Raw genomic sequence first — 24,699 nt, forward strand, 5'->3', positions numbered from 1 at the left:
GCCCGGGGTATCGACAGGACACCTGATTCCCTAGGAGGCTCCTGTGTTCGCGATCATCGCCGCGGTCATCTTCGGGCTCGCGCTCCTGCTGGACCTCGCCAACGTGTCGCTGGGCTCCGTCATCGACGGCGGCACGCTCCTCGTGGCGGGTCTGCTGTGCGTGGCGCTGCACCTGGCGGGCGTCGGCACGGGCGCGCGCGCGTTCTCGTTCCGCCGTCGCCGCTAGCCCCCGCTCCACTTCGGACGCCCGTCCCCCGGCGTCCGAAGTGGAGGGCGGCTGACCCGGCGAGGCGCCCGGCCGGCCACTAGCGTGCGCGCTCATGAACGCGCGTCGACTGTGGTTCGCCCTCACCGCGCTGGTGGCGCTGGTCGGGTTGGTCGTGCAGGTCGTGGTGTCCTGGCAGGACGACACCGGCCGCTTCCCCGACCTCGGCCCGCGCCTGTTCAACGTCTTCTGCTACTTCACGATCCAGTCGAACGTCCTGGTCCTGCTGACCAACGCGCTGCTCGCCGCGAACCCGGACCGCCCCACCACCCTGTTCCGCACCCTCCGCCTGGACGGCCTGCTCGGCATCGCGGTCACCGGAGTGGTCTTCCACACCGTGCTCAAGGGCCTGCACGAACTCGACGGCGGCGCGGCGGTGGCCGATTTCCTGCTGCACACCGCCTCGCCGGTGCTCTGCGTGGTGGGCTGGCTCGCGTTCGGACCGCGCGGCGCGATCACCTCCCGGATCATCGGCTGGTCGGTGATCTACCCGTTGGCGTGGCTGGCTTTCACGCTCGTCCGGGGCGCGCTCGTCGACTACTACCCGTACCCGTTCGTCGACGTCGCCGAACTCGGCTACGGCCGGGTGCTGCTGAACTGCCTGGGCGTCTCGGCCCTGTTCCTGGCCCTGGCGTACGGCGCACTCGGGCTGGACCGGCTGACCTCGCGGGAGCGGACCGGCTGACCGGGCCTGTCCGAATCGTCCCGACCGCGCCCGGCAGGCGGATATGCTCCGCCGGTGATCAGGGTGCTGCGCGACTTCGCGACCGGTGTCGGGTTGTTGGCCAAGGGGTTCGGGCTGGTGTTCCGCTCGCCCAAGCTCCTGCTGATCGGCGCGATCCCGGCGCTGATCACCAGCGTGCTGCTGATCGGCAGCCTGGTGGCGCTGGGGGTGTGGATCAACGACATCGCCGCGTGGGCCACCCCGTTCGCCGACGGCTGGAACGACACCCTGCGCACCACCACCAGGGTCGCCGCCGGCCTGTCGATCATCGGCGCGTACGTGGCGGTCGGCCTGCTGCTGTTCTCCGCCATCACGCTGATCATCGGCGGCCCGTTCTACGAGCACATCGCCGAGACGATCGAGGACGAGGAACTCGGCGGCGTGCCCGAGGCGCAGCGGGTGAGCTGGGCGCGCGCCGCCGGGGTCGGCATCCGGGACGCGGTCCTGCTGGTGGGCCTGGCGGTCCTGTGCGCGATCCCGCTGTTCCTGGCCGGGTTCATCCCGGTGGTCGGGCAGACCGTCGTGCCGGTGATCGCGGTCTGCGTGAACGCCACCCTGCTCGGCATCGAGCTGACCGGCATCCCGTTCACCCGGCGCGGGCTCAAGCTCGACGTGCGCCGCCGGGTGCTGCGCAAGCGCCGCGCGGTCACGCTCGGCTTCGCCGTGCCGACCTACCTGCTGTGCCTGGTCCCGCTGGCCGCGCTGGTGGTGTTCCCGGCGGCGATGGCAGGCGGCACGGTCCTCGCGCACCGCCTGCTCAACGACCAGATCAGGTGAACGACACCCACGCCTGCTGAGCCAGCCCGTCGATCCGGGTCACCTGCACCCCGCCCGCCGACACCGTCCACAGGTCGTCGCCGACCACCAGCGCCCGCCGCACGCCCGGGTCGAAACCCTGCCCGGACGCGTGCTGCACGGTGCCCAGCGACGTGAAGGTGTTGTCCCGCAACCGGAGCACCAGCACCCCGCCGGAGATCTGCCCGGACGGCTTGTCCACCGTCGCGTAGGACAAGACCGGCAGCACCAGCAGATCCCGCTGGGGCCAGTACAGGAACGCGTGCGGGTCGTACTCCACCTCGGAGGTCCCGCCCGGCACGTGGTGGCTCGCGATCCGGGTCGGCGCGGCGGCGTCGCGGACGTCGAACAGCGACACCTGCGTGCCCTGCACGCGGCCCTCGTCGGTGGCCTCCTGGCCCACGCCGATCAGCTTCCCGTCGCCCGCCGGGTGCAGGTAGGCCGAGTAGCCGGTGATCTTCAGCTCGCCGACCTTGCGCGGCTTGGCCGGGTCGGACAGGTCCAGCGTGTAGAGCGGATCGGTCTGCCGGAACGTCACCACGTACCCGAGCGGCCCGACGAACCGGACGCTGTAGATCCGCTCGCCGACGCCCAGCCCGTCCACCTTGCCGACCTCGACCAGCTTGGTGTCGACCCGCTTGAGCACGGTCACCGCGCTCTGCGACGCGGGCGGCCGCTCCGGGATGCCCGGCGCGGTGAACGCCGTGGTCGCCACCCGCAGGTGGCCGTCGTGCTCGGACAGCGAGTACTGGTTCAGCGGCGAGCCCTCGACCTGGCCGGACGCGACGTGCCGAGGCGGGCCGGGCTGGGAGATGTCGAACTGGTGGATGGCCGTCGTGGTCGGCGGCGCGGGCATCCGGTTCAGGTTCGGCACCAGGTGGTGGTCGTCGGCGATGTAGAGCGACTTGTCGGTGCTGTAGACGGTGTCGCCGTCCGCGACGACCGACACCGCGTCACCGGAGCCCAGCTCGCCGGGGAAGTCGAAGGTCAGCACGGACAGCATGGACGTCGCCGAGTGCTGCTCCGGGTGCCGGATCCGGTCGCACGCCACCAGCGAGCCCGCCGTGCGGGACCCGTCGCCGGCGGTCAGCTCGTACTTCGGCAGCCACGCCTCGATCGGCGCGGTGGCCGCGATCTCCTGGTTGCGGATCAACGACTCCGCCGCACCGGTCCCGTCGGTCGGGTACACCCACGGCAGCCGCGGCGAGGACGCCACGACGACCCGCACCACGTCGCCGACCTGCCGGGCGTCGAGGTACCGGGCGTCCAGCTTCAGCGTGCCGACCACCTTGGGCGCGTCCGCCAGGTCGACCATGGTCACCGTCGCGCCCTCGGGGGCGAACGACCCCGGCGCGAACCCGACGTCGGCCGCCATCGCCGCCCCGGCGATCACCAGCGCGCGGTCGCCCCGCATCAGCAGGTGGGTCGCGTACCCGGAGGGCAGGTCGAGCGTGCCGGTGAGCTTGCGCGACGCCACGTCGACCACGCGCAGCTTGCCGTCCACGACCGTGACGACCCGCTTGCCGTCGGTCTTGACCAGGTCCGGCTCGTCGACGCCGGCCTCCTGCACGTTCGTCTTGGAGTGCTCCGGCGCGGACTTCTCGCCGGACGCGGCCATCGGCACGCCCGCGCGGCTGTCCCCCTCCAGCACGCTGTAGTTGCCCGACCCGGCCAGCCCGTAGGCCCCGACGTGCGGGGCCATCGCCGCGCGCAGCTCGGTCAGCGCCGCGTCGCACGTGTTGTAGGCGACCAGTTCGACCGGCACGTTGCGCACCGGCAGGGGCTCTTGCACGTCGAACACCACCGGCACGGCGGACGCCGTGCCCACCACCGCCACCAGGGCCGCCCCGCCGAGCAGCGCCGCCCGCCTACCCCAGGTCCATCGCGTCATGCCCACAGGACGGAGCCGGCGGGCAGGAGCGTTGCACAGCGGGCCGATCGGCCTCGCGCGGACCGACGTGATTGACTGGACAACCGGACTGACAGTCGAAATCACGAGGAGATCGCACATGACCAAGCCCGTGGTCGAACCGCACGACGGTCCGGCGCCCGCGGACCTCCTGGTCGAGGACATCACCGTCGGCGACGGCCCCGAGGCCACCGCCGGCCAGCTGGTGCACGTGCACTACGTCGGCGTCGCGCACTCCACCGGCGAGCAGTTCGACGCGTCGTGGGACCGCGGCGAGGCGTTCTCGTTCCCGCTGGGCGGCGGCCGGGTCATCAAGGGCTGGGACCGGGGTGTGGCCGGCATGAAGGTGGGCGGCCGGCGCAAGCTGGTCATCCCCGCGCACCTGGGCTACGGCGACCGGGGCGCGGGCGGCGCCATCAAGCCCGGCGAGACGCTGATCTTCGTGGTGGACCTGCTGGGCGTGAACTAGGCCCCGCGCCCGGCCCGGTTCCGCCCGGAACCGGGCCGGGCACCACCGCATCACCGCAGGAAACGGAAGAACCAGGGGGGAAGCTGCCGTGCCGGAGGACATCGGCGGGTCCGAGCGGATGCTCGACCAGTGGCAGGCGGACATCGACCAGAAGGCCCAGCGCTACCAGCGGATGGCGGAGCTGGTGCAGGGCCAGTCGATCACCGAGACGTCCAAGGACGGCCTGGTGCGGCTGACCATCGGCTCGAACGGCATCCTGACGAACCTGGAGATCGCCGAGCAGGCGGCCGGCAAGCGGATGGCCGAGGTGTCCGCCGAGGTGATGCGGACCCTGCAACGCGCGCAGTCGCGGATCCCGGAGCTGCTCCAGCAGGCCATGGCCGAGACCATCGGCACCCGCGACGAGACGGCGAACGTGCTGTTCGACGAGGCGAAGAAGAACTTCCCGGCACCGCCGGCCGAGGACGTGCCGCCGCCGGTGAACCGCGAGCTGCACTTCGGCATCGACGACGAGCCGGGCCCGCCGGCCCGCCACCGCCAGCCGCCGCCCGAACCGCCGACCCGCCGCCCGCCGGGGCGCCGGCCGCAGGACGACGACGACTTCGGCGGCCAGTCGTTCCTGTCCTGAGCACCCCGGCCCCGGGTGCGCCGACCTGTGCGGACCGACCGACGCCCGCACCGCCCGGCCGTTAAGATCAGCGGCACTTGCCCGGGGGGATCCGAAGGGGTGTTCGACGCATGAGCCAGCCAGCCACACCGCTGTCCGAGCAGGAGCAGCAGCAGCTGGTCCGGCGGATCGGCCGGGCCATGCTGCCGGCGTTCCCGCCGGGGTGGCAGCGGGTGCGCGCCGAGTACCGGGCGGCCGGCCGGCACATCGAGGTCGACCTGGCCTTCGCCGGCCCCGACGGGCAGTGGCGCCAGGTCCGGCCCCCGATGGACGTGGTGCAGCTGTTCGGGCAGCTGCGCGCCGGCATGTACGCGGCGGACCGGGGCACCTGGCTGAGCGCGGTCTACGAACTCGAAGCGCCCGCCGCGTTCGCGGTGGACTTCAACGCCGAGGACGAGCCGCAGTGGCGCAACCCGCCGCCGGTGATCGGCTTCCAGGACGAGCTGCGCACGTTCCCGCGCTCCGACGAGCGCATCCCGGACTGGCTGCGCCGGCGGGTCGGCCTGCCGCCCCGCGTCGAGGCCGTGCCGCCGGGCGAGCTGCGCACCGCGCACGTCTACGACGGCCGCGACGAGACCGGCCGGCCGGTGGTGAACCGGCAGGCCGTGGACCCGCAGCTGCGCGAGGCGCTGCTGGCCTACCTGGAGGCCGCGCCGGTCGTGCTGGCCGCCCGCAACCTCGACGTGGACGAGTTCGCGCCGGGCGAGCAGGACGTGCCGCTGAACTTCCGCACCGACGGCACCTGGATCTGGGCCGGCGCGGTGTCGCACTACCTGCGCAAGCACGGCCTGCCCCCGGAGCCCGCCCTGGTCCAGCACATCCGGGACCGCGAGTTCCAGGTGTCCGAGGTCGACGAGGCCACCCGGGAACGCGCGGTCGCCCTGATCACCGGCGCCTGACCCGGGCGGTCCACGCCCACCCCACCAGCACCGCCAGCCCGCACCACACGTAGGCGTTGCCGACGACCTGCTGCCACCACGCCCAGTCGCGCTCGACGTCGTTGTCGCGCGGGAACAGCCAGTGCGGTCCGACCGCGAACACCGCCACCACCAGCGCCGCGGCCACCCGGTGGCGCAGGTCGGTGCGCCGGGCCGCGCCGAGCAGCACCAGGCCCGGCCCGATCCACACCCAGTGGTGCCCCCACGACACGGGCGAGATCAGCAGCCCGCCCACCGCGACCGCCAGGAACGCCGTGAGGTCGTCGCCCGCCCGGGAGAACCGGGCCGCGACGAACCACGCCAACCCCACCACCACGGCGCTGAGCAGCACCCACGCCACCAGCTGGCCGCCGTCGGACAGGCCCAGCCGCGCCAACGTCCCGCGCAGGGACTGGTTGCTCGCGTAGGTCAGCCGCCCGACCCGGCCCGGGTCCAGCAGGGCGTGCAGCCAGAACCGCTGGGCGTCCGACGGCATGACCACGAACCCGATCACACCGAAGACCAGGAACGACCCGATCGCGGTCAGCACCGGCCGCCACTCCCGGCGGGCCACGAAGTACAGCGCGAACACCGCCGGCGTCAGCTTGATCGCGGCGGCCAGCCCGATCAGCGCGCCGCGCGGCACGTACCGGCGGGGCAGCAGGCAGTCCACGATCACCAGCGCCGCGAGGATCAGGTTGATCTGCCCGAACCACAACGTCTCGCGGATCGGGTCGAACACCGACACCACGGCCGCGACCCCCAGGCCCCACACCAGCGCGCGCTGGTTGCGGCCGTGGACCCGGACGGCGGCGACCACGCACACCGCCGACAGGGACAGCACGTTCACCACGGCGATGCCCACGATCGCGACCGGCAACGGCACCAGCGCCACCAGCGCGAACAGCAGCACCGCGACCGGCGGGTAGGTGAACGGCAGGTCGGGCCCGCCGATGGGGACCGCGAAGCCGTCGACGTAGACCGGGAACCCGTGCAGCCAGGCTTCGCCGCCCGCGCGGTACACGCGCAGGTCCAGCGACCAGCCCAGCGGCCGGAGGGCCACGTAGACGACGTTGGCGAGCATGACGAGCGCCCAGCCGATCAGCACCCACCGCCCGCGGGTGTCGAGCCGGACTGGCCCGGAGGCCGCCGCAGTAGTCACGCTTGTCTCCCCTAACCGACCCGACCGGGTGCGATCGGCATCGTAACGAGCGGCCGGATGAGGCCGAGGTCACCGTGCCCCGGCCCCCTTCGTGTACGTAGAGTCGCGAGTTGTGTGCGCACAGTCGAGGGTCTGGGACATTCGGGGCATCTATGCGCACAAGAGCGCACGCACGGGATACCCTGTGCGCATGAGTCCGGCGCTGGAGGCGGTTTTGGCCAAGGCAGGATTACAAGTCACCCCCGACGAGTTCCTGTCCCTCGTCGCGGACGCGGCCAAGCGACTCGCCCCACCGCACCCCGACCCGGCCGGCTACTTCACCCCGGACCAGCGCGAGGCGCTGACCGACACCGGCCTGGACCTCACCCCGCACCGCCCCGAGGACGACCAGCCCCGCGCGCGCACCGTCGTGGCCCACGCGGTGCTGCGCGACTCGGCCATGACCGTCGCCGAAGCCGCCCGCCAACTGGGCGTGGACACCAGCCGCATCCGGCACCGCCTGGGCGTGGGCCGGCTGGTCGGCTGGAAGGACCGGGGCGCGTGGCGGCTGCCCGCGTGGCAGTTCGCCGGCAAGGGCGTCCTGCCCGGCCTGGAGGCGGTGCTGGCGGCGGTCCCGACCGACCAGCCGGCCCTCGTCGTCGCGGGTTTCATGACCACCGAGCAGGAGGACCTCCTGGTCGACAACGACCGCATGTCGCCGAGGGACTGGCTGCTGGCCGGGGGAGACCCGCGCCGGGTAGCGGACCTGGCCACCCAACTGGGCACGCCGGCCTAGCCCCCATCGCCTCCCCGACAGGATCCGAATGTCCCGGCTCCCCCAGCCGCCCGCTCCTGCCGTGCTCCAGGCCAACCTGCGCCGCACCGAGGACGTGGTGGCCGTGCACCGCGCGACCAGACTGGTGCGGATCTTCACCGCGAAGGGCCTGCACCCCCAGCGCTGGAACAGCTTCCGCTACACCGGCCCGCTCCCGCACGCGCGGTTCGACACCCAGCCGCCGACACCGGACGGCGCACCGACCCACGCGCACGACCAGGGCGTGCTCTACTTCGGCCTGACGGTGCGGACCAGCATCGCCGAGGTCTACCAGCAGACCTCGGTGGTGGACCGCCGCACCAGGAGCCCGTTCCTGGTGATCCTGCGCCCGCGCCGGACCCTGCGGCTGCTGGACCTGGCGGGGCTGTGGCCGACCCGGGTGGGCGCGTCCCAGGAGATCAGCGCGGGCCCGAAACACCTGACCCAGCAGTGGGCCAGGGCGATCCGGGCCGCCTACCCGGAACTGGACGGCCTCTGGTACCGCTCGTCCATGGACTCCGGCGACCCGGCCGTCTGCCTCTGGGACCCGCCGGGCGCGACCGGTCTCCCGCCGGCCCCGGACGTCCTGCTGCCGCTGGAGCACCCGGGTCTGGACCTGCCCCTGTCCAGGGTGTGCGAAGAACTCAACTACACCCTGCTCGGCTAGCCGTACCGACCGGTGAGGTCGAGGACGCGGCCGGCCCATTCGTCGAGCCAGGATCATCCGACTACGTGCCGGACCCTTCACAGCCTCTCAGGACAGTACAGCCAGGAGCTGCTTGGGGTTCGGATCCAGGTGGGTCCGGTGGTGTGTGGTTGGGGCTGGAGATCACGGGTGTGGCGCGTTTTGATCTGACCGATGCCGAGTGGGTGTTGATCGAGTCGCATGTGCCGGTGGCGGCCACGGGGCCGTTGCCGCGTGGGGCGCGGGAGCAGTTCAACGGGATCCTGTGGCGGTTCCGTACCGGGTCTGGTTGGCGCGACGTCCCGGAGCGGTACGGACCCTGGTCGACCGTCTACTCCCGGTTCAACGCCCGGGCCGGCGGTCGCCGGGGAGACTCTCGACGCGTTGGAACAGGCGCTGACCGAGGCGGCCGGGCTCGGCCGGTCGCGAGGCGGGCCGAGCAGCAAGATCCACGCTGCGGTCGAGGCGGGCGGGTTGCCGTTGGCGTTCGTGCTCACACCCGGCCGGGCGGCGGACGGCCCGCGGTTGCGGGTCGTGCTCGACCGGATCCGGGTGCCCGGCCCGGTCGGTCGGCCCCGAGCGCCACAAGCGGCGCAACGCCGTCGAACGCTGCTTCCAGGAGATCAAGACATGGCGTGGCCTGGCCACCCGCTGTGACAAGACACCGCAAAGCTACGAGGCCGGACTGCACTCACGAGGAGCGATCATGTGGCTGAAGACCTTGAACCCAACCACATGATCCGAACCCCAAACAGCTCCTGGCGACCGCGCGGCACGTCAACGGCTCGCGGCGGCCCGCCGCCGGGGCGCGGACAGGAATCGCGCGTACCGGACCTCCGGCAGTTCCTGCTCCCCCAGCTCGTACCGGTGCACCAGCCCGTCGTGCCGCCACCCGTGGGCCTCGTAGAACTCGCGGCTGCGCGCGTTGTCCTGGAAGACCCACAGCACCGCGTACCGGAACCCCTGCTCCATGAGGTGCCGGACCCCGGCCTCGTGCACCACGTGCCCGGCCCCGGTGCCCCGGTACCTCGGATCCGCGTAGATCGCGACCAGTTCGCCGGTGTGCAGGTCCGGGTGCGCGTCCTTGGACTCGCGCACCGCGTCGACCGAGCAGTACGCCCCGATCCGGCCGTCCTCGCCCACCGCCACGAACACCCGGCTGGGCTCGGGCAGTCCCAACACCCGCGACCAGGCGGGCAGCCGGCTCTCCGGCAGCATCCGGTCCAGCACGGGGTCGTCCACGATCCCCCGGTACGAGTGCTGCCAGGCATCGACGTTGATCCTGGCGATCTCGGGCGCGTCGTCAGGCCGGCCGGCCCGCACGGTCCACTGCATTCGGTGAGCGTGCCCCACCGGCTGTCCGGTTCGCTAGCTTTCCACCAACTCCGGACCGGGACCGGCCGACCTACACCAACTCCGGCAGCGCCCGGGGTGCTCCCGCGCACAGGTAGCCCGCGTAGCTGGAGCCCTTCGCCGAGAACCGGCTCAGGTGGAAGCGCGACGGGTCCAGCTCGTGGAACCGGGTGAGCACCACGTCCTCGAACAGGCGCTCGGAGACGACCAGCACCAGGTCGCTGTCGCCCGCCGCCAACGCCCGGTGCGCGACCCGCGAGTCGAGCAGCCGGCAGGTCACGATCGGCGCCTGGCCGACCAGCCCGAACCGCCCGGCGGTGAGCGTGCCGCAGTGCATGGCGAGCCTCATCCGCAGGGGTGTGCCCGCCCGCCGCAGCTCGCGCAGCGCCCGCGCCACCCCCTCGGTGAAGTGGCCGATCACCCAGGCCGTGTCCGCATCGGCGGGCAGCACGGCCAGTTCCCCGTCTCCGCGCAACTGGCGGTACCACTGGGAACGGTCCAGTCCGGCGTCGCGGGCGGCTACGTCGAGCACCTCGCCCAGTCTCGACTGCACCAGCGACTGGTCCAGTGCGTCGAGCTTGCTGTAGCCCTCGACGTCCACGGCGACCACGAGCCGGTAGACCAGTCCGTCGAGTGGTGTCACGGTGTCCAGCATCACCAGCACAGCATCGACCCGCCCGACGGCGACAACTAGCGGTATCACCGGGTTTCCGACCAGTCGTAAGCGATACTGCCCAACACCTCGCGATCCACGATCGTGATGGTCCGGTACCCCATGCGTATGACGCCGCGGTCGCGCAGCGAGCGGAGTTCCTTGCGCGCGGTGTCCTCTTCCGCCCCGACCAGGGCACCGAGTTCCCGCTGGGTGAGGCCGAGGTCGAGGGTCACGCCTTCCGGCACGGGCCGGCCGTACCCGTCGGCGAGTTCGTCCAGCACGCGCGCGAGCCGCACGAACGCCGGGTAGCCGTTGAAGTCGATGCGGCGCTTGTCGGCCCACCGCAGGGTGTGCATGATCATCCGGGTGAGGGCGAGGTTCGCCTCGGGGAACCGGTTGAGGTACTCGCGGAACAGCGCGGACGAGATCACCCGGACGTGGGCGTCACCGCACACCGTCACGGTCGCCGAGCGCGGTTCCCCGCTCAGCGCGGCCATCTCGCCCACCACGTCGCCGCCGACCTTGATGCTCAGCAGCGCGACGCGGCCGTTCTCCAGCGTGACGGTCGCCTTCACCACCGCCCGCACCAGCAGCACCACGTGGTCGGACTCCTCCGCTTCGCGGAGCATCACCTCGCCGCGCCGGAACACCTTGGGCACGCCGAGGTCCAGCAGCGCGGCCTGGCTCTCGGCGGGTAGCAGGTCCAGGAAGGTCCCCGCGGGCCACGTGCCGGCGCGGGGTGTCGGGATCACGGTCATGGGTCGACCTCCTCGCAGGACCCCATTGTCCCGCGATCCGACCACCGGCTCAGCGGTTCGACCGGGCTGAACCCGATCCGCCCAACTTCGCCGCGTCCGGCTAACACCGGACCGGCCGCGGACGACCGGCCGCGAACCGCGCTCAGGACAGGTGCCGGCCCCACCACTCGACGACCGCCTCGAACCGCTGCACGCGGTGCCGGGGCTTGCCCGACCGGGTCAGCTCGTGGCCCTCGCCGGGGAACAGCAGCATCTCCGCCTCCACCCCGTTGCGCCGCAACGCGACGAACATCCGCTGCGCCTGCTCCAGCGGGCACCGCCAGTCGTGCTCGGAGTGCACCACCATGAACGGCAGCGACACCTTCTCCGCGTAGGTCAGCGGCGACATCGCCCGCTGCGTCTCCAGGCTCGGCCCGCAGTACGCGTCGGTGAAGAACCACCCGATGTCCGACGACCCGGAGAACGAGTCCCACGCGTTGACCGCGCGCTCGCTCCACGCCGCCCGGAACCGCTCGCCGTGGTGCGCGGCCAGCCACGACGTCATGAAACCGCCGTAGGACCCGCCCATCACGCCGACCCGGTCGGCGTCCAGGTCGGTCCGCTCCAACGCCACGTCGAGCACCGACAGCACGTCGTCCACGTCCACGGTCCCGAACGCCCCGATGACGGCCTGCCCGTGCGCCTGCCCGTACCCGGCGGACCCGCGCGGGTTGGGCAGCACCACGGCGTAGCCGGCCCGCGCGTACACCTGGGCCTCGTCCCAGAACCCCCACCCGTGGTACATGAACGGCCCGCCGTGCACCGCCAGCACCACCGGGTGCGGGCCGTCGCCCTCGGGCAGCACCAGCCAGCCGTGCACCGGGTAGCCGTCCGACGCCGACCCGGTCAGCTCGACCGCCGGCCGCAGCGGCAACGCGCCGCCGAACGACGTCAGCACACCGCCGCCGTCGCCGACCCGCACCACCTCGCCGGTGTTGTCGGTCCACGACACCACGGCCACGACCACGTCGCCGTCGGCGGCGAACGACTTGACCTCGGCCCGATCCCCGGCCAGCAGGTCCAGTTCGGACAGCTCCCACTCGAACCCGTCCAGCGGCACCCGCCGCAACTCCACCGCGCCCCGGTGGCGGACCGCGACCAGCACGCCGTCGCCGACCACCACGGGCGGTCCGGCGAGCTTCTCGCAGTCGACCGTCTCCACGTCGGTGAGCCGGGTCAGCGAACCGCCGGTGTACCGCCACAGGCTCAGGTTCCGCGCGACGCTGTGCACGCCGGTGAACTCGCTCGCGTAGAACACCACGCCGTCCGCGTACGCCACCGGGCACGACGCCTGCCCGCGCGACTGCACCAGCAACGTCGGCTCGCCGCCGGCGGCCGGCACCGTGTAGAGGTCGGTGTGCAGCGTCTCCACCGCGCCCAAGTCGCGGTCGGCGACGAACACCAGCGACGTGCCGTCGGCGGTCCACGCCGGGTCGGACACGTCGAACGCGCCGTCGGTCAGCGCGACCGGCGCGGCGCCGTCCAGGCCCACGGTGAACAGCCGGGGCGCGCGGTCGGTGGTGAAGCCGATGTCGTCGAACCGGTAGTCCAGCCGCAGGATGTGCCGGGCCGCCTCGGCCTCCGGCGCGGGCGCGTCCTCGCCCTCGACGGCGGAGGTGCCGTACCGGCCGGCCTCGGGCACCCGCGAGATGAACGCGAGCCGGGTCGAGTCGGGCGACCACACCGGCACGCCCGCGCCCAACTTCAGGTCGGTGAGCTTGCGCGCGTCACCGCCCGCGGTGGGCATGACGTGCAACTGCGGGGCGGTGCCCTGCTCCGTGACGCGGAGGAAGGCGACCCACTGGCCGTCCGGGGAGATCCGGGGGGCCAGATCGCGTTCGGCCCACGTGTAGGGGCGCGCGCCGGAGCCGTCCAGCGGCACGGCGCTGAGCCCGCCGCGGTAGGTGTTCGCGGCGACGTCCGGCGTCTGGACGTTGACCAGGACGAGGTCCCCTCGAACCGACACGGAGCCGGGAAGGGTCAGCGACTGCAAGTCATCGGGGCGCACGAATCAGGACGTTACCGCAGAACTCTTTAGCAAGGCTCACGAGAATTTGACGCTCACAGTTTCGTTAAACGACTCTCCGCCACCAATCGATCACCGAACGCCGAGAACTCGCCGCGACCGCCCATCCCGCTAACCGGAACGGCCGGTCCTCCCGCCCAAGGGAGAACCGGCCGTCCGACACGGGGAGAGACCTGCCGGTCACCCGCCGGTACGAATGAGAGCAATCGTCACTTCACGACCTTGGCCGCGTCCGGGTCGCGCTTCACCTTGATCAGCGACGCGATAGTGGTAATTGCCAGCACACCCACGATCACCGACAGCGACAGCTCGATGCCGATGGTCGGCACCGGCAGCGGCTCGCCCCCGTTGAGGAACGGCAGCGAGTTGGTGTGCAGCGCCTCCAGGATCAGCTTCACGCCGATGAACCCGAGGATGACCGACAGCCCGATCGACAGGTAGACCAGCTTGTTCAGCAGGCCGCCGAGCAGGAAGTAGAGCTGGCGCAGGCCCATCAGGGCGAACGCGTTGGCCGTGAAGACCAGGAAGGGCTCCTTGGTCAGGCCGAAGATCGCCGGGATGGAGTCCAGCGCGAACAGCAGGTCGGTGGTGCCGATCGCGACCATGACGATGAACATCGGCGTCACGAACCGCTTGCCGTCGATCTTCACGAACGACTTGGCGTCGTGGTACTGGTCGGCCACCGGGAACACCTTGCGCACGAACCGCAGCGCCGCGTTCTCCTTGTAATCCTCTTCTTCCTCGTTGTGGTCGGTCCGCGCCAGCTTGTAGCCGGTGTAGATGAGGAACGCGCCGAAGAGGTAGAAAACCCAGCTGAACTGGGCGATGACCGCCGCGCCCACGGCGATGAAGATACCGCGCATGATCAGCGCCATCACGATGCCGACCAGCAGCACCTTGTGCTGGTGGATCGCGGGCACCTTGAAGGTGGTCATGATGATCAGGAAGATGAACAGGTTGTCCACGCTGAGCGAGTACTCGGTGATGTACCCGGCGAAGAACTCGCCCGCGTACGTCCCACCGGCGAAGTACCAGATGCCCAGACCGAACGCGACCGCCACCGCGACGTAGAAGGTGACCCACCGACCGGCCTCGCCGATGGTGACCTCGTGCGGTTTGCGGTCGACGATGAACAGGTCGATCGCAAGCAGGACGAGCAGACCTGCGATCGTCGCGATCCACAACCACGCGGGAACAGCCATCGAAACACCTCCGGTACATCGCGCGCACGCCAATGACCGGAGGTCTCCTCCGTCGGCTCAGGGAACCGACCGGCGGCACCGGGAACCCCACGCTGGGCTCCGTGCTGACGACACCGCCGCTTTAGGGAGTACTCCCCTCCACACTGCGCACAGTCTCACGCATGATTGCGGGTTCGCGCCAGTCTTGGTGATCGGTCCCACCCGCACGTGGGAGTTTTCGCTGAGAACGACGAACCCCGGTGACGGCCCGTTCTCAGCAAAATCGGCCACCGCGCCCGCTTCCGCCTAAGGTCAACAAGGTGGCCCTCCCCTCCCGCCTCCGCGGCAGGTGGTCGCTCCCCGCGCTGGTCGTGCTGGTCGCCCTGGTGGGCGCCGTCGTGGTCTGGACGCGGTCGGACGGCGAACCACCCCCGGTGGCCAACCGCGTCGCGCTGATCGACGTGCCGGAAAGTCCCGGCAGCGATCGGACGATCCAGCTCGACACCACGCTCTACCTGCCGGAACGCACCCCAGCGCCGGCCGTGCTGCTCCCGCACGGCTTCGGTGGCAGCAAGGACAGCGTGGCCGGCCAGGCGACCGAACTCGCCCGGCGCGGGTTCGTCGTGCTGACCTACTCGGCCCGCGGCTTCGGCAGCAGCGGCGGCCAGATCGCGCTCAACTCGCTGGACCACGAGGTCCGCGACGCGCAGAAGCTGCTCGACTGGCTGGCCACCCGCGAGGAGGTGCTCACCGACGCGGCGGGCGACCCGAAGGTCGGCGTGACCGGCGGGTCCTACGGCGGCGCGCTCGCGCTGTCGCTGGCGGGCGTGGACCGCCGGGTGGACACCATCGCCCCGGTGATCACGTTCAACGACCTCGGCCAGGCGCTGCTGCCCAACTCGGCCCGCCCCGACGCGGTCGACACCGCCTCGCCCGCGCCCGGCGCGTTCGGCGACGACGGCGTGTTCAAGCGGTCCTGGGCGGGCATCTTCTTCTCCGCGGGCCTGTCCGGCGGCGACCTGGCCAGCCCCGGCCAGGAGGCGCAGGAACCCGGTCAGCGCACCGACGCCGGCGTGCCCGACGCGTCGGCGGACCAGCCCGGCGGCTCCCGGCCGGCCGGGCCCGTCAACGGCGCCTGCGGCCGGTTCCAGGCCGACGTCTGCGCCGCCTACACCGACGTGGCGACCACCGGCCGGGCGAGCGAGCGCACGCTGGAGGTGCTGCGCCGCTCCTCACCCGCGACGGTGACCAACCGGATCACCCAGCCGACGATGATCGTGCAGGGCGAGCAGGACACCCTGTTCGGCCTCGACCAGGCCGACGCCAACGCCCGGCAGATCGCCGCGAACGGCGCGAAGGTCAAGGTCGTCTGGTACTCCGGCGGCCACGACGGCGGCTCGCCCGGTCCCGAGCTGCGCTCGCAGATCGCCGACTGGATGGCCTTCCACCTGGAGGGCAAGGGCGCGGACCCGGGCGTGGGCTTCGAGTACACGGTGATCGGCGCGTTCCGCAGCAGCGGGACGCCGTCGCTGCGCACCGTCGTCGCGCCGCACTACCCCGGGCTGCCCGGCGCGGACCCGATCGACCGCCGCCCGATCGCGCTCACCGGCCGGGACCAGACCGTGGTCAACCCGGCGGGCGGCAACCCGGCCGCGGTGAGCAACCTGCCGGGCCTGGGCTCGGCGCTGTCCCGGTCCAGTTCGCTGTCGTCCCGGCTCTCGCTCGACCTGCCCGGCCAGGCCGCCGTGTTCAACTCCGCGCCGCTCACCGGGCAGGTGCTGCTGACCGGCGCGGCCACGGTGCGGCTGCGCGTCTCGGCGGTGCCCGGCCAGCCGGTGCCGGCCGAGGGCGCGGTGCTGTTCGCGAAGCTGTACGACGCGGACGCCAACGGCGTGCGCACGCTGCCCGGCTCGGCCGTCGCGCCGATCCGGGTGCGCAACCTGCCCGCCGACGGCACGCCGGTCGACGTGACCGTGACGCTGCCGGGCGCGGTGCGCCCGGTGGAGAGCGAACACCGCTTCCAGCTCGTGGTCTCCACGACCGACCAGGCGTACCAGAACGCGAACGAGCCCGCGACGTACCGGGTCGGCCTGGCCGCGCCGGACCTCTCGGTGCCGGTGGTGCCGGGCGTGAACGCGACCAGCGAGGTGCCGACCACCGCGCTGTGGGGCATCGCGATCGTGCTGATCATCTGCGTCCTGGCGGGCGTGGTGGCGTGGTTCCGGCGCCGGCTGACCGCCGACGTCGACCCGGAGCTGTCCGGCGTGCCGCTGGTGATCTCCGGGCTGACCAAGTCCTACCCCGGCGGCCTGACCGCGGTGAAGGACCTGTCGTTCCGGGTGGAGCACGGCCAGGTGCTCGGCCTGCTCGGCCCGAACGGCGCGGGCAAGACCACCACGCTGCGGATGCTGATGGGCCTGATCCAGCCCAGCGAGGGCGAGATCCGGGTGTTCGGCCACCGGATCGTCTCCGGCGCCCCGGTGCTGTCCCGGATCGGGTCGTTCGTGGAGGGCTCGGGCTTCCTGCCGCACCTGTCCGGCCGGGCCAACCTGCACCTGTACTGGGCGGCCACCGGCCGGCCCGAGGAGCAGGCGCACTTCGACGAGGCGCTGGAGATCGCGGGCCTGGGCGACGCGGTGCACCGCCGGGTGCGCACCTACAGCCAGGGCATGCGGCAGCGGCTGGCGATCGCGCAGGCCATGCTCGGCCTGCCGGACCTGCTGGTGCTCGACGAGCCGACCAACGGGCTCGACCCGCCCCAGATCCACCAGATGCGCGAGGTGCTGCGGCGGTACGCGGCGGCCGGGCGCACCGTGCTGGTGTCCTCGCACCTGCTCGCCGAGGTCGAGCAGACGTGCAGCCACGTCGTCGTGATGCACAAGGGCAGCCTGGTCGCGGCCGGCCCGGTCGAGGAGATCGCGACCGGCAGCGGCGAGGCCAGCTTCCGGGTCGACCGGCCCGAGGAGGCGGCCGACGTGCTGCGCGGCCTGCCCGGCGTGCAGGGCGTGTCGGTGGACGGCGAGCAGGTGCACGCGGGCCTCAACGGCACGCCGCGCGCCGAGGCGTTGCAGGCGTTGGTGGCCGCGGGCGTCGCGGTCGACCAGGCCGGTCCGCGCCGCCGCCTGGAAGACGCGTTCCTGGAACTGGTGGGCGAATGACCACGACCAGCACGAGGCCGGCCCGACCGGTCCCGGAGCGGAAGGAGGCGGGCGCATGAAGGCCACCGGCGACAGCGGCGGCGTGCACACCGACCCGTCGGCGATCTCCGACCTGACCGACGCGGCCGAGCACGAGCACTCGTCGGTCGCGCCGGACGGCTCGAAGGTCGGCTACAAGGCCGGCCGGACGCTGCCGATCCGGGTGGAGCTGATCCGGCAGCTGCGCCGCCGGCGGACCCAGCTGGTGCTGGGCTTCCTGGTGCTGCTGCCGTTCATCCTGGTGGTGTCGTTCGAGCTGGGCCAGTCCTCGCCGAACCGCCGCTCCGGCGGGTTCGTCGACCTGGCCACGGCCAGCGGCGTGAACTTCGTGATCCTGACGCTGTTCGTCAGCGGGAGCTTCCTGCTGCCGATGATCGTGGCGCTGTTCTTCGGCGACACGATCGCGTCCGAGGCGTCCTGGTCGAGCCTGAAGTACCTGCTCGCGGCACCCGTGCCCCGGCACCGGCTGCTGCGCCGCAAGGCGCTGGCCTCCGGGCTGCTGTCGGTGTTCGCGCTGGTCCTGCTGCCCGCCGTGGCGCTGGGCGTGGGCGTGGCCTGGTACGGCGCGGGCGAGGCGGTCAGCCCGACCGGCGAGGCGGCGTCGTTCGGGTCCGGCGTGTACGGGATCGCCCTGGCGGTCTGCTACATCTCCATCCACCTGTTCTGGGTGGCGGGGCTGGCGCTGTACCTGTCGGTGTCCACGGACGCGCCGCTCGGCGCGGTCGGCGGTGCCGTGCTGGCGTCGATCCTGTCGCAGATCCTCGACCAGATCACCGCCCTGGAAGACCTGCGCAACTACCTGCCGACGCACTACGCGCTGGCCTGGGCCGACCTGCTCTCGTCCGATGTGGACTGGTCGCAGATGGCCAAGGGCGTGTTCTCGGCGTTGGCGTTCGGCGCGTTCTTCACCCTGCTGGCGGCCCGCAAGTTCGCCCGCAAGGACATCACGAGCTGAGGTGGCGGCTCACCGGGAGTCGTACCGCTCCCGGTGGGCCAGCACCTGCTCGATGTTCGTCTCCGCCCACGACTTGATCGCCGCCATCACCGGCAGCAGGCTGCGGCCCAGGGGTGTGAGTTCGTAGTCCACCCGCGCGGGCACCGACGCCGTCACCTCGCGGGTCACCAGCCCGTCGCGCTCCAGCGACCGCAGCGTCTGCGCCAGCATCTTCTGGCTGACCCCGGTGATCGTGCGGTTCAGCTCGCTGTAGCGGCGGGACCCGTCCGCCAGCGCCACGAGGATCAGGCCGACCCACTTGTCGGCGATCCGGTCCAGCAGCTTGCGGGTCGGGCAGACCGCCAGGTACGCGTCGTACGCGAGCCGCTGCTCGGCACGGGCCTGTGCCGCGGTCCTGGTCACCATCACGTCTCCTACGCACTTGCGGGTACGTACTTCCCGGAAGAGAGTAGCTCTCCCTAGGTTCGCGGTATGCGAGCTGTGGTCGTGAGGTCCTTCGGCGGACCGGAAGTGCTGGAAGTGACGGACGTGCCGGTGCCCGAACCGGGCCCCGGCCAGGTGCGGATCAGGGTGACGGCGGCAGCCGTGAACCCGGTCGACCTGGCCACCCGCTCGGGAGCCCTGCACACCGCCGGGCTGCTGCCCGCCCTCCCCGTCGTCGGCATCGGCTGGGACGTCGCCGGCGTGATCGACACCCCTCCGACCACCGGGCCGTTCACGGCGGGCGACGCGGTGGTCGGCCTGCGGGACCGGCTGCCGTTGCCGTTGGGAACGCAGGCCGAGTACGTCGTGCTGGACGCCTCGGCAATCGCACACGCACCACGCACGGTGTCACCGATCGAGGCAAGCACGTTGCCGCTCAACGGTTCGACCGCACTCCAGGCACTGGACCTGCTCGACCTCCCGCCGGGCGGCACCGTATTGGTGACCGGCGCGAGCGGCGCGGTGGGCGGGTTCGCCGTGCAACTGGCGGCGATCCGGGGCCTGCGGGTAGTCGCGCTAGGCCGGAAACCAGTACCGGGCGCGACCTGGTTCGTGCCACGCGATGTCGCGCACCTCGGCGAAGCGGTCCGCGCGCACGTGCCCGGCGGAGTGGACGGCGTGGTCGACGCGGCGGCACTCGGCGTGACGGCGCTGGACGCGGTACGCGGCGGCGGATCGTTCGTCGCAGTGCTGGGTTCGGCGACGCCCGTGGCGCTGCGCGGGATCCGGGTCGCGAACGTGTGGATCCAAGCCGACGGCCGACAACTGGCGTCGCTGGTGGACCTGGTGGACCGGGGCGAACTCCACCTCCCGATCCCGTCCACGTTGCCACTGGCCGACGTCGCACGGGCGCACTCCGCACCGGGCGGCAAGGTCGTACTGCTCCCGCCGGCCGACGCGGGAGGTCCGGCGTAGCCTCTCGCGCATGGTGCGACCAGTGCACTTCGAGATCCACGCGGCCGATCCGACCCGGGCAATCGCCTTCTACCAGTCGGTGTTCGGCTGGCGCTTCGAACAGTGGGGCGACACCTCCTACTGGCTGATCACCACCGGCGAGGACGGCCCCGGCGTCAACGGCGGCCTACTCCCCCGCCACGGCCCAGACCCCGCGCCGGACGCCCCCGTCAACGGCTACGTGATGACGACGGGCGTGCCGGACATCGACAAAACCATCGCCGCCATCGAACAGGCAGGCGGCACGGTGGCCCTACCCAAAGAAGCGATGCCCGGCGTGGGCACCCTGGCGTACTACCGCGACACCGAGGGCAACCTGTTCGGCGTCCTGCAACCCGAACCAGGCATGACCCCCTCCTAGCTCCCCAGCCTCACCCGGTTCACCACACCTTCACCCACCACACCCTCACCCACCGCGCCCACTCCACCGCGCCCACTCCACCGCGCCTCACCCCACCGGACGCTTGGCCTTCGGCAACTTGGCGACGATCGCGTCGTAAGACCGGTCGATCAGCTCGCGCACGTCGTCCTCGGGCACCTGGCCACCGAGCCGCAACCGGTTCCAGCCGTAGCGGCCGATGTAGGCACTGGTCGTGATGTCGTCGGGGAAGCGATCCCGCCACTCGGCCGCTTCCTCGGCGTTCACACCCGACTTCACCCCCACCGACGCCGTGGACAGCCCGACGAACGCGAACGCCTTGCCACCCACCTTGCAGACCAGCTCCTCGTCACCCCACGGGTAGCTCTCCTCGGCACCCGGCTTGCCGAGGCAGTGCGCGATCACGTCGTCCAACGTCATAGCCCGACACGCTAGGCCACCCCACCGACAAACAGCCCCGGCCGCTCAACGTCCCCGGCGAACCCCAGCCGTGCCCTCACTCTCGACGCCCCGCTGCCGCCACCCGACGCCCGCCGGCCAACATCCCCGCTACTTGACGCCGGCCGCGTCCATGCCCCGGAGTTCCTTCTTCAAGTCCTGGATCTCGTCCCTGAGGCGGGCCGCCAGCTCGAACTGGAGTTCGCGGGCCGCGTTCATCATCTGGTCGGTGAGCTGCTGGACCAGGTCGGCCAGCTCGGACCTGGCCATGGTGCTGGTGTCGCGGTCGGCCAGGACTCCCGAACTGCGGCCGCTCGCGCCCGGGTCGCCGGTCGGCTTCTTGCCCCGGGACGCGTTGCGGCCAGAGCCGCCCGGCTCGATGGCGTCCTCGGCCTCGGCGTAGACCTGCTCCAGGATGTCGGTGATCTTCTTGCGCAGCGGCTGGGGGTCGAGGCCGCGCTCCTCGTTGTAGGCGATCTGCTTGGCCCGCCGCCGGTTGGTCTCCTCGATCGCGTGCTGCATCGAGTCGGTGATGCGGTCCGCGTACATGTGGACCTGGCCGGAGACGTTGCGGGCCGCGCGGCCGATGGTCTGGATGAGGCTGGTGCCGGAGCGCAGGAAGCCCTCCTTGTCGGCGTCCAGGATGGAGACCAGCGAGACCTCCGGCAGGTCGAGGCCCTCGCGCAGCAGGTTGATGCCGATCAGCACGTCGAAATCGCCCAGCCGCAGTTGGCGCAGCAGCTCGACCCGGCGCAGGGTGTCGACCTCGGAGTGCAGGTAGCGGACCCGGATGCCGAGTTCCAGCAGGTAGTCGGTGAGGTCCTCGGACATCTTCTTGGTGAGCGTGGTGACCAGGACGCGTTCGTCGCGCTCGGCCCGCGCCCGGATCTCGTGCACCAGGTCGTCGATCTGGCCCTCGGTCGGCTTGACGATCACCTCGGGGTCGATCAGGCCGGTCGGGCGGATGACCTGCTCCACGAACTCGCCGCCCGCCTGGCCCATCTCGTACGGGCCGGGCGTCGCCGACAGGTACACCGTCTGGCCGATCCGGTCGGCGAACTCCTCCCAGGTCAGCGGCCGGTTGTCGAGCGCGCTTGGCAGGCGGAAGCCGTGTTCGACGAGGTTGCGCTTGCGGGAGGCGTCGCCCTCGTACATGCCGCCGATCTGCGGCACCGTCACGTGCGACTCGTCGATGACCAGCAGGAAGTCGTCCGGGAAGTAGTCGATCAGGGTCGCCGGGGCGGTGCCCGCACCCCGGTCGTCGATGTGCCGGGAGTAGTTCTCGATGCCCGAGCAGAACCCGACCTGGCGCATCATCTCGATGTCGTACGAGGTGCGCATCCGCAGCCGCTGCGCCTCCAGCAGCTTGCCCTGGCGCTCCATCTTGGCGAGCTGGTCGGCCAGCTCGGCCTCGATGTTGCCGATCGCCCGCTCCATGCGCTCCGGCCCGGCCACGTAGTGCGTGGCGGGGAAGATCCGCAGCTCGTCCACTTCCCTGATCACGTCGCCGGTGAGCGGGTGCAGGTAGTAGAGCTTGTCGATCTCGTCGCCGAAGAACTCGACCCGCAGCGCCAGCTCCTCGTACGCCGGGATGATCTCCACCGTGTCGCCCCGGACGCGGAACGTGCCCCGGTTGAACGCCACGTCGTTGCGCGCGTACTGGATGTCGACCAGGGCCCGCAGCAGCAGGTCGCGGTCGATCTCGCCGCCCACCTCCAGCTGGATCGACCGGTCGAGGTAGGACTGCGGCGTGCCGAGGCCGTAGATGCACGACACGGACGCCACCACGATCACGTCCCGCCTGGTCAGCAGGCTCATCGTGGCCGAGTGGCGCAGCCGCTCCACGTCCTCGTTGATCGAGGAGTCCTTCTCGATGTAGGTGTCCGTCTGCGGGATGTACGCCTCGGGCTGGTAGTAGTCGTAGTAGCTGACGAAGTACTCCACCGCGTTCTCGGGGAAGAACTCCTTCAGCTCGTTCGCCAGCTGCGCCGCGAGGGTCTTGTTCGGCGCCATCACCAAGGTCGGGCGTTGCAGCTTCTCCACCAGCCACGCCGTGGTGGCCGACTTGCCGGTACCGGTCGCGCCGAGCAGCACGATGTCCTTCTCGCCTGCCCGGACCCGCCGTTCGAGGTCGGCGATCGCCGCCGGCTGGTCACCGGCGGGCTGATAGTCGCTGACCACGCGGAACTGCCCGTCGGTGCGCGGGATGTCGCCGACGGGACGGTGCGCCGAGTGCGCCTTGACCGGGATCTCGGTAGGGAAAGCCACGGGTACGACGGTACGCCCCAGGTCCGACAATTTCCGGTCGCCCCAGGTCAGCGCCCCGCCAACAGCCACTCACAGCCACGCCGACCACTCAGTCACAGCCCCACCGACCACTCAGTCACAGCCCCACCGACCACTCAGTCACAGCCCCACCGACAGCTCAGTCACAGCCCCACCGACAGCTCAGTCACAGCCACGCCGACAGCTCAATTACAACCCAGCCCACAGCTCAGTTGCAGTTGCAGCAGTCGCAGCAGGAGCAGTCACAGCACCCGCCCCCACCACCGCCCCCACCACCGTGGTTGTGGCCCGACCCGCAATCGCACCCGCCCGAGCCGCAGTCGCAGCCGCCCGACCGCCACTTGCCGCTGAACGGGCCGGGGTACGGGTCGCGGCAGCAGTACTGACAGGTCCCGCACTGGTAGAAGAACGCCAGGCAGCCGAGCAGCAGCCCGCGCCCCTTCGGCGGGTACACCAGCTCCGGCCAGAACCACAGCCCGCCACCCGGTCCGGGCTGCCGGCCCCGGCGGTCCCACCGCGTCGGACGCGAGGGCGGCTCGTCCCCGCCACCCCCGTACGCCCCGCCCGCAGCGGGCGGCGGAACAGGACCGGGCGGCGGCACGCTGCCGTAAGGCGCGGCCATGGGCGAGTACCCGCCCGGCTGCCACTCCGGAGGCGGCGGGTCCTGCGGCCGGTGCCCGTGGGCATCCCGTGACGGACCCCCATGCGGCTCGCCGAACGCGCGCCGGATCGACTCCTGCACCTCGTGCACCAGCAACGCGTGCACGAGCCGTCCGTCCACGAACTCCACCTCACCCAAGGCGAGCTTGATGCCCAACGCCGCGTCGTCGCACAACCGCCGCGCCTCGTCCAACGACGTACCGGTCGCCTCCAACGGGTTCCACGCCCCGGACGCGCGGTCCTCCGCCAAGTCCTCCACCGCGTCGATCAGGTGCGCCAACCGCCCGAACAGGCGTCCCACCTCGCGCAGCGGCACGGCGTTGCCGGGTCGCCCGGCCAGGATCGCGGTCTGCGCGACCGCCTCGCCGCTCGCGGTCTCCGTCGGCTCGGTCACCAGCAACACCGAGCTGCCGAGCCCGGCGGCCTCCTCGACCGACGCCTGCCGCTGCACCGCGTCGACCAGCACCGCCGTGTCGAACCCCAGGTCGGCCCCGGTCTCGGCGGCCTGACGGGCCCACCGCCGCGCCACCTGGCGCCCCACCCCGCGCACCGGCGCACGGGAGAACGCGCCGTCGCGGTCGTCCACGTGGTCGCCGACCTTCGCCGACGCGAGCACGAGCGACACCGTCGCGGCCAAACGGGCACCCGCGCCCACGGCCACGTCGGCGGACTTCATGCCGCGCAGCGCGCACGGACCCGCCGAACGCCGGGATCGGGCCGTCTGAGCCTCCACGAGGGCCGAGATGACCAGCCCGTCGTAGTTCGTGACCACGCGGGCGAGGTGCCCGTGGTCGTCACGCAGCGCCAGGCACAGTCCACAGAGGTGTGCCAGCCACGATTCGCGCAGGTCCGCGCCCAGGCGGTTGCGGCACGGCCGGATGATCCCGAACATGGCGGAAGAGTAAGGGATCATCATACTTTCGGGTGACAGAATCGGGTGTTCGGCGGC

The 24,699-nt window shown here is 71.7% G+C and carries 23 protein-coding genes and 1 pseudogene; 13 read left to right on the forward strand and 11 right to left on the reverse strand.

What is annotated here, in order from left to right; genetic code table 11:
• Nucleotides 1-43 precede the first annotated feature (43 nt).
• The 3 genes from AC0HI0_RS24160 to AC0HI0_RS24170 all read left to right on the forward strand — a co-directional run bounded on the left by AC0HI0_RS24160 (nt 44) and on the right by AC0HI0_RS24170 (nt 1,766).
• Nucleotides 44-226: a hypothetical protein gene (locus tag AC0HI0_RS24160; protein ID WP_480925778.1), complete on the forward strand. Its 183-nt coding sequence runs from the start codon at nt 44-46 to the stop codon at nt 224-226.
• A gap of 94 nt (nt 227-320) precedes the next feature.
• Nucleotides 321-950, forward strand: coding sequence for a Pr6Pr family membrane protein (locus tag AC0HI0_RS24165; RefSeq protein WP_480925779.1), 630 nt, complete (start codon nt 321-323; stop codon nt 948-950).
• 63 nt (nt 951-1,013) lie between these two features.
• Nucleotides 1,014-1,766, forward strand: coding sequence for an EI24 domain-containing protein (locus AC0HI0_RS24170; protein ID WP_480934372.1), 753 nt, complete (start codon nt 1,014-1,016; stop codon nt 1,764-1,766).
• On the opposite strand, the gene AC0HI0_RS24175 is transcribed toward AC0HI0_RS24170, so the two are convergent.
• Nucleotides 1,759-3,675 (reverse strand): beta-propeller domain-containing protein, encoded by a 1,917-nt coding sequence (locus AC0HI0_RS24175; RefSeq protein ID WP_480925780.1) that lies wholly within the window; start codon nt 3,673-3,675, stop codon nt 1,759-1,761. The genes AC0HI0_RS24170 and AC0HI0_RS24175 overlap by 8 nt on opposite strands.
• Nucleotides 3,676-3,793: 118 nt before the next feature.
• Here AC0HI0_RS24175 and AC0HI0_RS24180 point away from each other — a divergent pair, with 118 nt between their 5' ends.
• The 3 genes from AC0HI0_RS24180 to AC0HI0_RS24190 all read left to right on the forward strand — a co-directional run bounded on the left by AC0HI0_RS24180 (nt 3,794) and on the right by AC0HI0_RS24190 (nt 5,728).
• Nucleotides 3,794-4,162 carry an FKBP-type peptidyl-prolyl cis-trans isomerase gene (locus tag AC0HI0_RS24180; protein ID WP_480925781.1) on the forward strand — a complete coding sequence of 123 codons (369 nt, stop codon included), beginning with the start codon at nt 3,794-3,796 and terminating at the stop codon, nt 4,160-4,162.
• Nucleotides 4,163-4,250: 88 nt separating this feature from the next.
• Entirely contained in the window at nt 4,251-4,790 is a 540-nt protein-coding gene (locus AC0HI0_RS24185; protein ID WP_480925782.1) for a YbaB/EbfC family nucleoid-associated protein, read from the forward strand.
• A gap of 110 nt (nt 4,791-4,900) precedes the next feature.
• Nucleotides 4,901-5,728: a hypothetical protein gene (locus AC0HI0_RS24190; protein ID WP_480925783.1), complete on the forward strand. Its 828-nt coding sequence runs from the start codon at nt 4,901-4,903 to the stop codon at nt 5,726-5,728.
• Here the strand turns inward: AC0HI0_RS24190 and AC0HI0_RS24195 are convergent.
• Entirely contained in the window at nt 5,715-6,908 is a 1,194-nt protein-coding gene (locus AC0HI0_RS24195; protein WP_480925784.1) for a glycosyltransferase 87 family protein, read from the reverse strand. The two genes, AC0HI0_RS24190 and AC0HI0_RS24195, sit on opposite strands and share 14 nt — an antisense overlap.
• Before the next feature lie 190 nt (nt 6,909-7,098).
• On the opposite strand from AC0HI0_RS24195, the gene AC0HI0_RS24200 reads away from it, so the two are divergent.
• The 3 genes and pseudogenes from AC0HI0_RS24200 to AC0HI0_RS24210 all read left to right on the forward strand — a co-directional run bounded on the left by AC0HI0_RS24200 (nt 7,099) and on the right by AC0HI0_RS24210 (nt 9,125).
• Complete coding sequence (locus AC0HI0_RS24200; protein ID WP_480925785.1) at nt 7,099-7,683, forward strand: DNA-binding protein; 585 nt, start codon at nt 7,099-7,101, stop codon at nt 7,681-7,683.
• Nucleotides 7,684-7,711: 28 nt separating this feature from the next.
• Nucleotides 7,712-8,368, forward strand: a complete 657-nt coding sequence (locus AC0HI0_RS24205) for an RES family NAD+ phosphorylase (protein WP_480925786.1) — start codon at nt 7,712-7,714, stop codon at nt 8,366-8,368.
• 170 nt (nt 8,369-8,538) lie between these two features.
• A pseudogene (locus AC0HI0_RS24210) lies at nt 8,539-9,125 on the forward strand (transposase).
• Nucleotides 9,126-9,163: 38 nt separating this feature from the next.
• On the opposite strand, the gene AC0HI0_RS24215 reads toward AC0HI0_RS24210, so the two are convergent.
• The 5 genes from AC0HI0_RS24215 to AC0HI0_RS24235 form a co-directional block, all read right to left on the reverse strand.
• A complete protein-coding gene (locus AC0HI0_RS24215; RefSeq protein ID WP_480925787.1) occupies nt 9,164-9,721 on the reverse strand; it encodes an N-acetyltransferase family protein in 558 nt (185 codons plus the stop codon).
• Between the two features lie 70 nt (nt 9,722-9,791).
• Nucleotides 9,792-10,382: a hypothetical protein gene (locus AC0HI0_RS24220; RefSeq protein ID WP_480925788.1), complete on the reverse strand. Its 591-nt coding sequence runs from the start codon at nt 10,380-10,382 to the stop codon at nt 9,792-9,794.
• A 56-nt stretch (nt 10,383-10,438) separates the two neighbouring features.
• Nucleotides 10,439-11,152, reverse strand: a complete 714-nt coding sequence (locus AC0HI0_RS24225; protein WP_480925789.1) for a Crp/Fnr family transcriptional regulator — start codon at nt 11,150-11,152, stop codon at nt 10,439-10,441.
• Nucleotides 11,153-11,294: 142 nt separating this feature from the next.
• Nucleotides 11,295-13,199 carry a S9 family peptidase gene (locus AC0HI0_RS24230; protein WP_480925790.1) on the reverse strand — a complete coding sequence of 635 codons (1,905 nt, stop codon included), beginning with the start codon at nt 13,197-13,199 and terminating at the stop codon, nt 11,295-11,297.
• A gap of 227 nt (nt 13,200-13,426) precedes the next feature.
• Nucleotides 13,427-14,419, reverse strand: coding sequence for a TerC family protein (locus AC0HI0_RS24235; RefSeq protein ID WP_480925791.1), 993 nt, complete (start codon nt 14,417-14,419; stop codon nt 13,427-13,429).
• Between the two features lie 299 nt (nt 14,420-14,718).
• On the opposite strand from AC0HI0_RS24235, the gene AC0HI0_RS24240 reads away from it, so the two are divergent.
• Both AC0HI0_RS24240 and AC0HI0_RS24245 read left to right on the forward strand, forming a co-directional pair.
• Nucleotides 14,719-17,556 (forward strand): alpha/beta fold hydrolase, encoded by a 2,838-nt coding sequence (locus tag AC0HI0_RS24240; RefSeq protein ID WP_480925792.1) that lies wholly within the window; start codon nt 14,719-14,721, stop codon nt 17,554-17,556.
• A gap of 55 nt (nt 17,557-17,611) precedes the next feature.
• Nucleotides 17,612-18,550: an ABC transporter permease gene (locus tag AC0HI0_RS24245; protein WP_480925793.1), complete on the forward strand. Its 939-nt coding sequence runs from the start codon at nt 17,612-17,614 to the stop codon at nt 18,548-18,550.
• 9 nt (nt 18,551-18,559) lie between these two features.
• Here AC0HI0_RS24245 and AC0HI0_RS24250 read toward each other — a convergent pair whose 3' ends face one another.
• Nucleotides 18,560-18,955: a winged helix-turn-helix transcriptional regulator gene (locus AC0HI0_RS24250; RefSeq protein ID WP_480925794.1), complete on the reverse strand. Its 396-nt coding sequence runs from the start codon at nt 18,953-18,955 to the stop codon at nt 18,560-18,562.
• A 66-nt stretch (nt 18,956-19,021) separates the two neighbouring features.
• On the opposite strand from AC0HI0_RS24250, the gene AC0HI0_RS24255 reads away from it, so the two are divergent.
• Together AC0HI0_RS24255 and AC0HI0_RS24260 are read left to right on the forward strand one after the other, a co-directional pair.
• Nucleotides 19,022-19,948, forward strand: a complete 927-nt coding sequence (locus AC0HI0_RS24255; RefSeq protein WP_480925795.1) for an NADP-dependent oxidoreductase — start codon at nt 19,022-19,024, stop codon at nt 19,946-19,948.
• A 10-nt stretch (nt 19,949-19,958) separates the two neighbouring features.
• Nucleotides 19,959-20,348, forward strand: coding sequence for a VOC family protein (locus AC0HI0_RS24260; protein ID WP_480925796.1), 390 nt, complete (start codon nt 19,959-19,961; stop codon nt 20,346-20,348).
• Nucleotides 20,349-20,435: 87 nt separating this feature from the next.
• Here AC0HI0_RS24260 and AC0HI0_RS24265 read toward each other — a convergent pair whose 3' ends face one another.
• From AC0HI0_RS24265 to AC0HI0_RS24275, 3 genes are all read right to left on the reverse strand, one after another.
• Nucleotides 20,436-20,786 carry an MmcQ/YjbR family DNA-binding protein gene (locus AC0HI0_RS24265; protein WP_480925797.1) on the reverse strand — a complete coding sequence of 117 codons (351 nt, stop codon included), beginning with the start codon at nt 20,784-20,786 and terminating at the stop codon, nt 20,436-20,438.
• Between the two features lie 129 nt (nt 20,787-20,915).
• Nucleotides 20,916-23,072: an excinuclease ABC subunit UvrB gene (uvrB, locus tag AC0HI0_RS24270; RefSeq protein ID WP_480925798.1), complete on the reverse strand. Its 2,157-nt coding sequence runs from the start codon at nt 23,070-23,072 to the stop codon at nt 20,916-20,918.
• Nucleotides 23,073-23,298: 226 nt separating this feature from the next.
• Entirely contained in the window at nt 23,299-24,642 is a 1,344-nt protein-coding gene (locus AC0HI0_RS24275; protein WP_480925799.1) for a DUF5685 family protein, read from the reverse strand.
• Nucleotides 24,643-24,699 lie beyond the last annotated feature (57 nt).

Source organism: Saccharothrix sp. NBAS 001, from assembly GCF_056640475.1.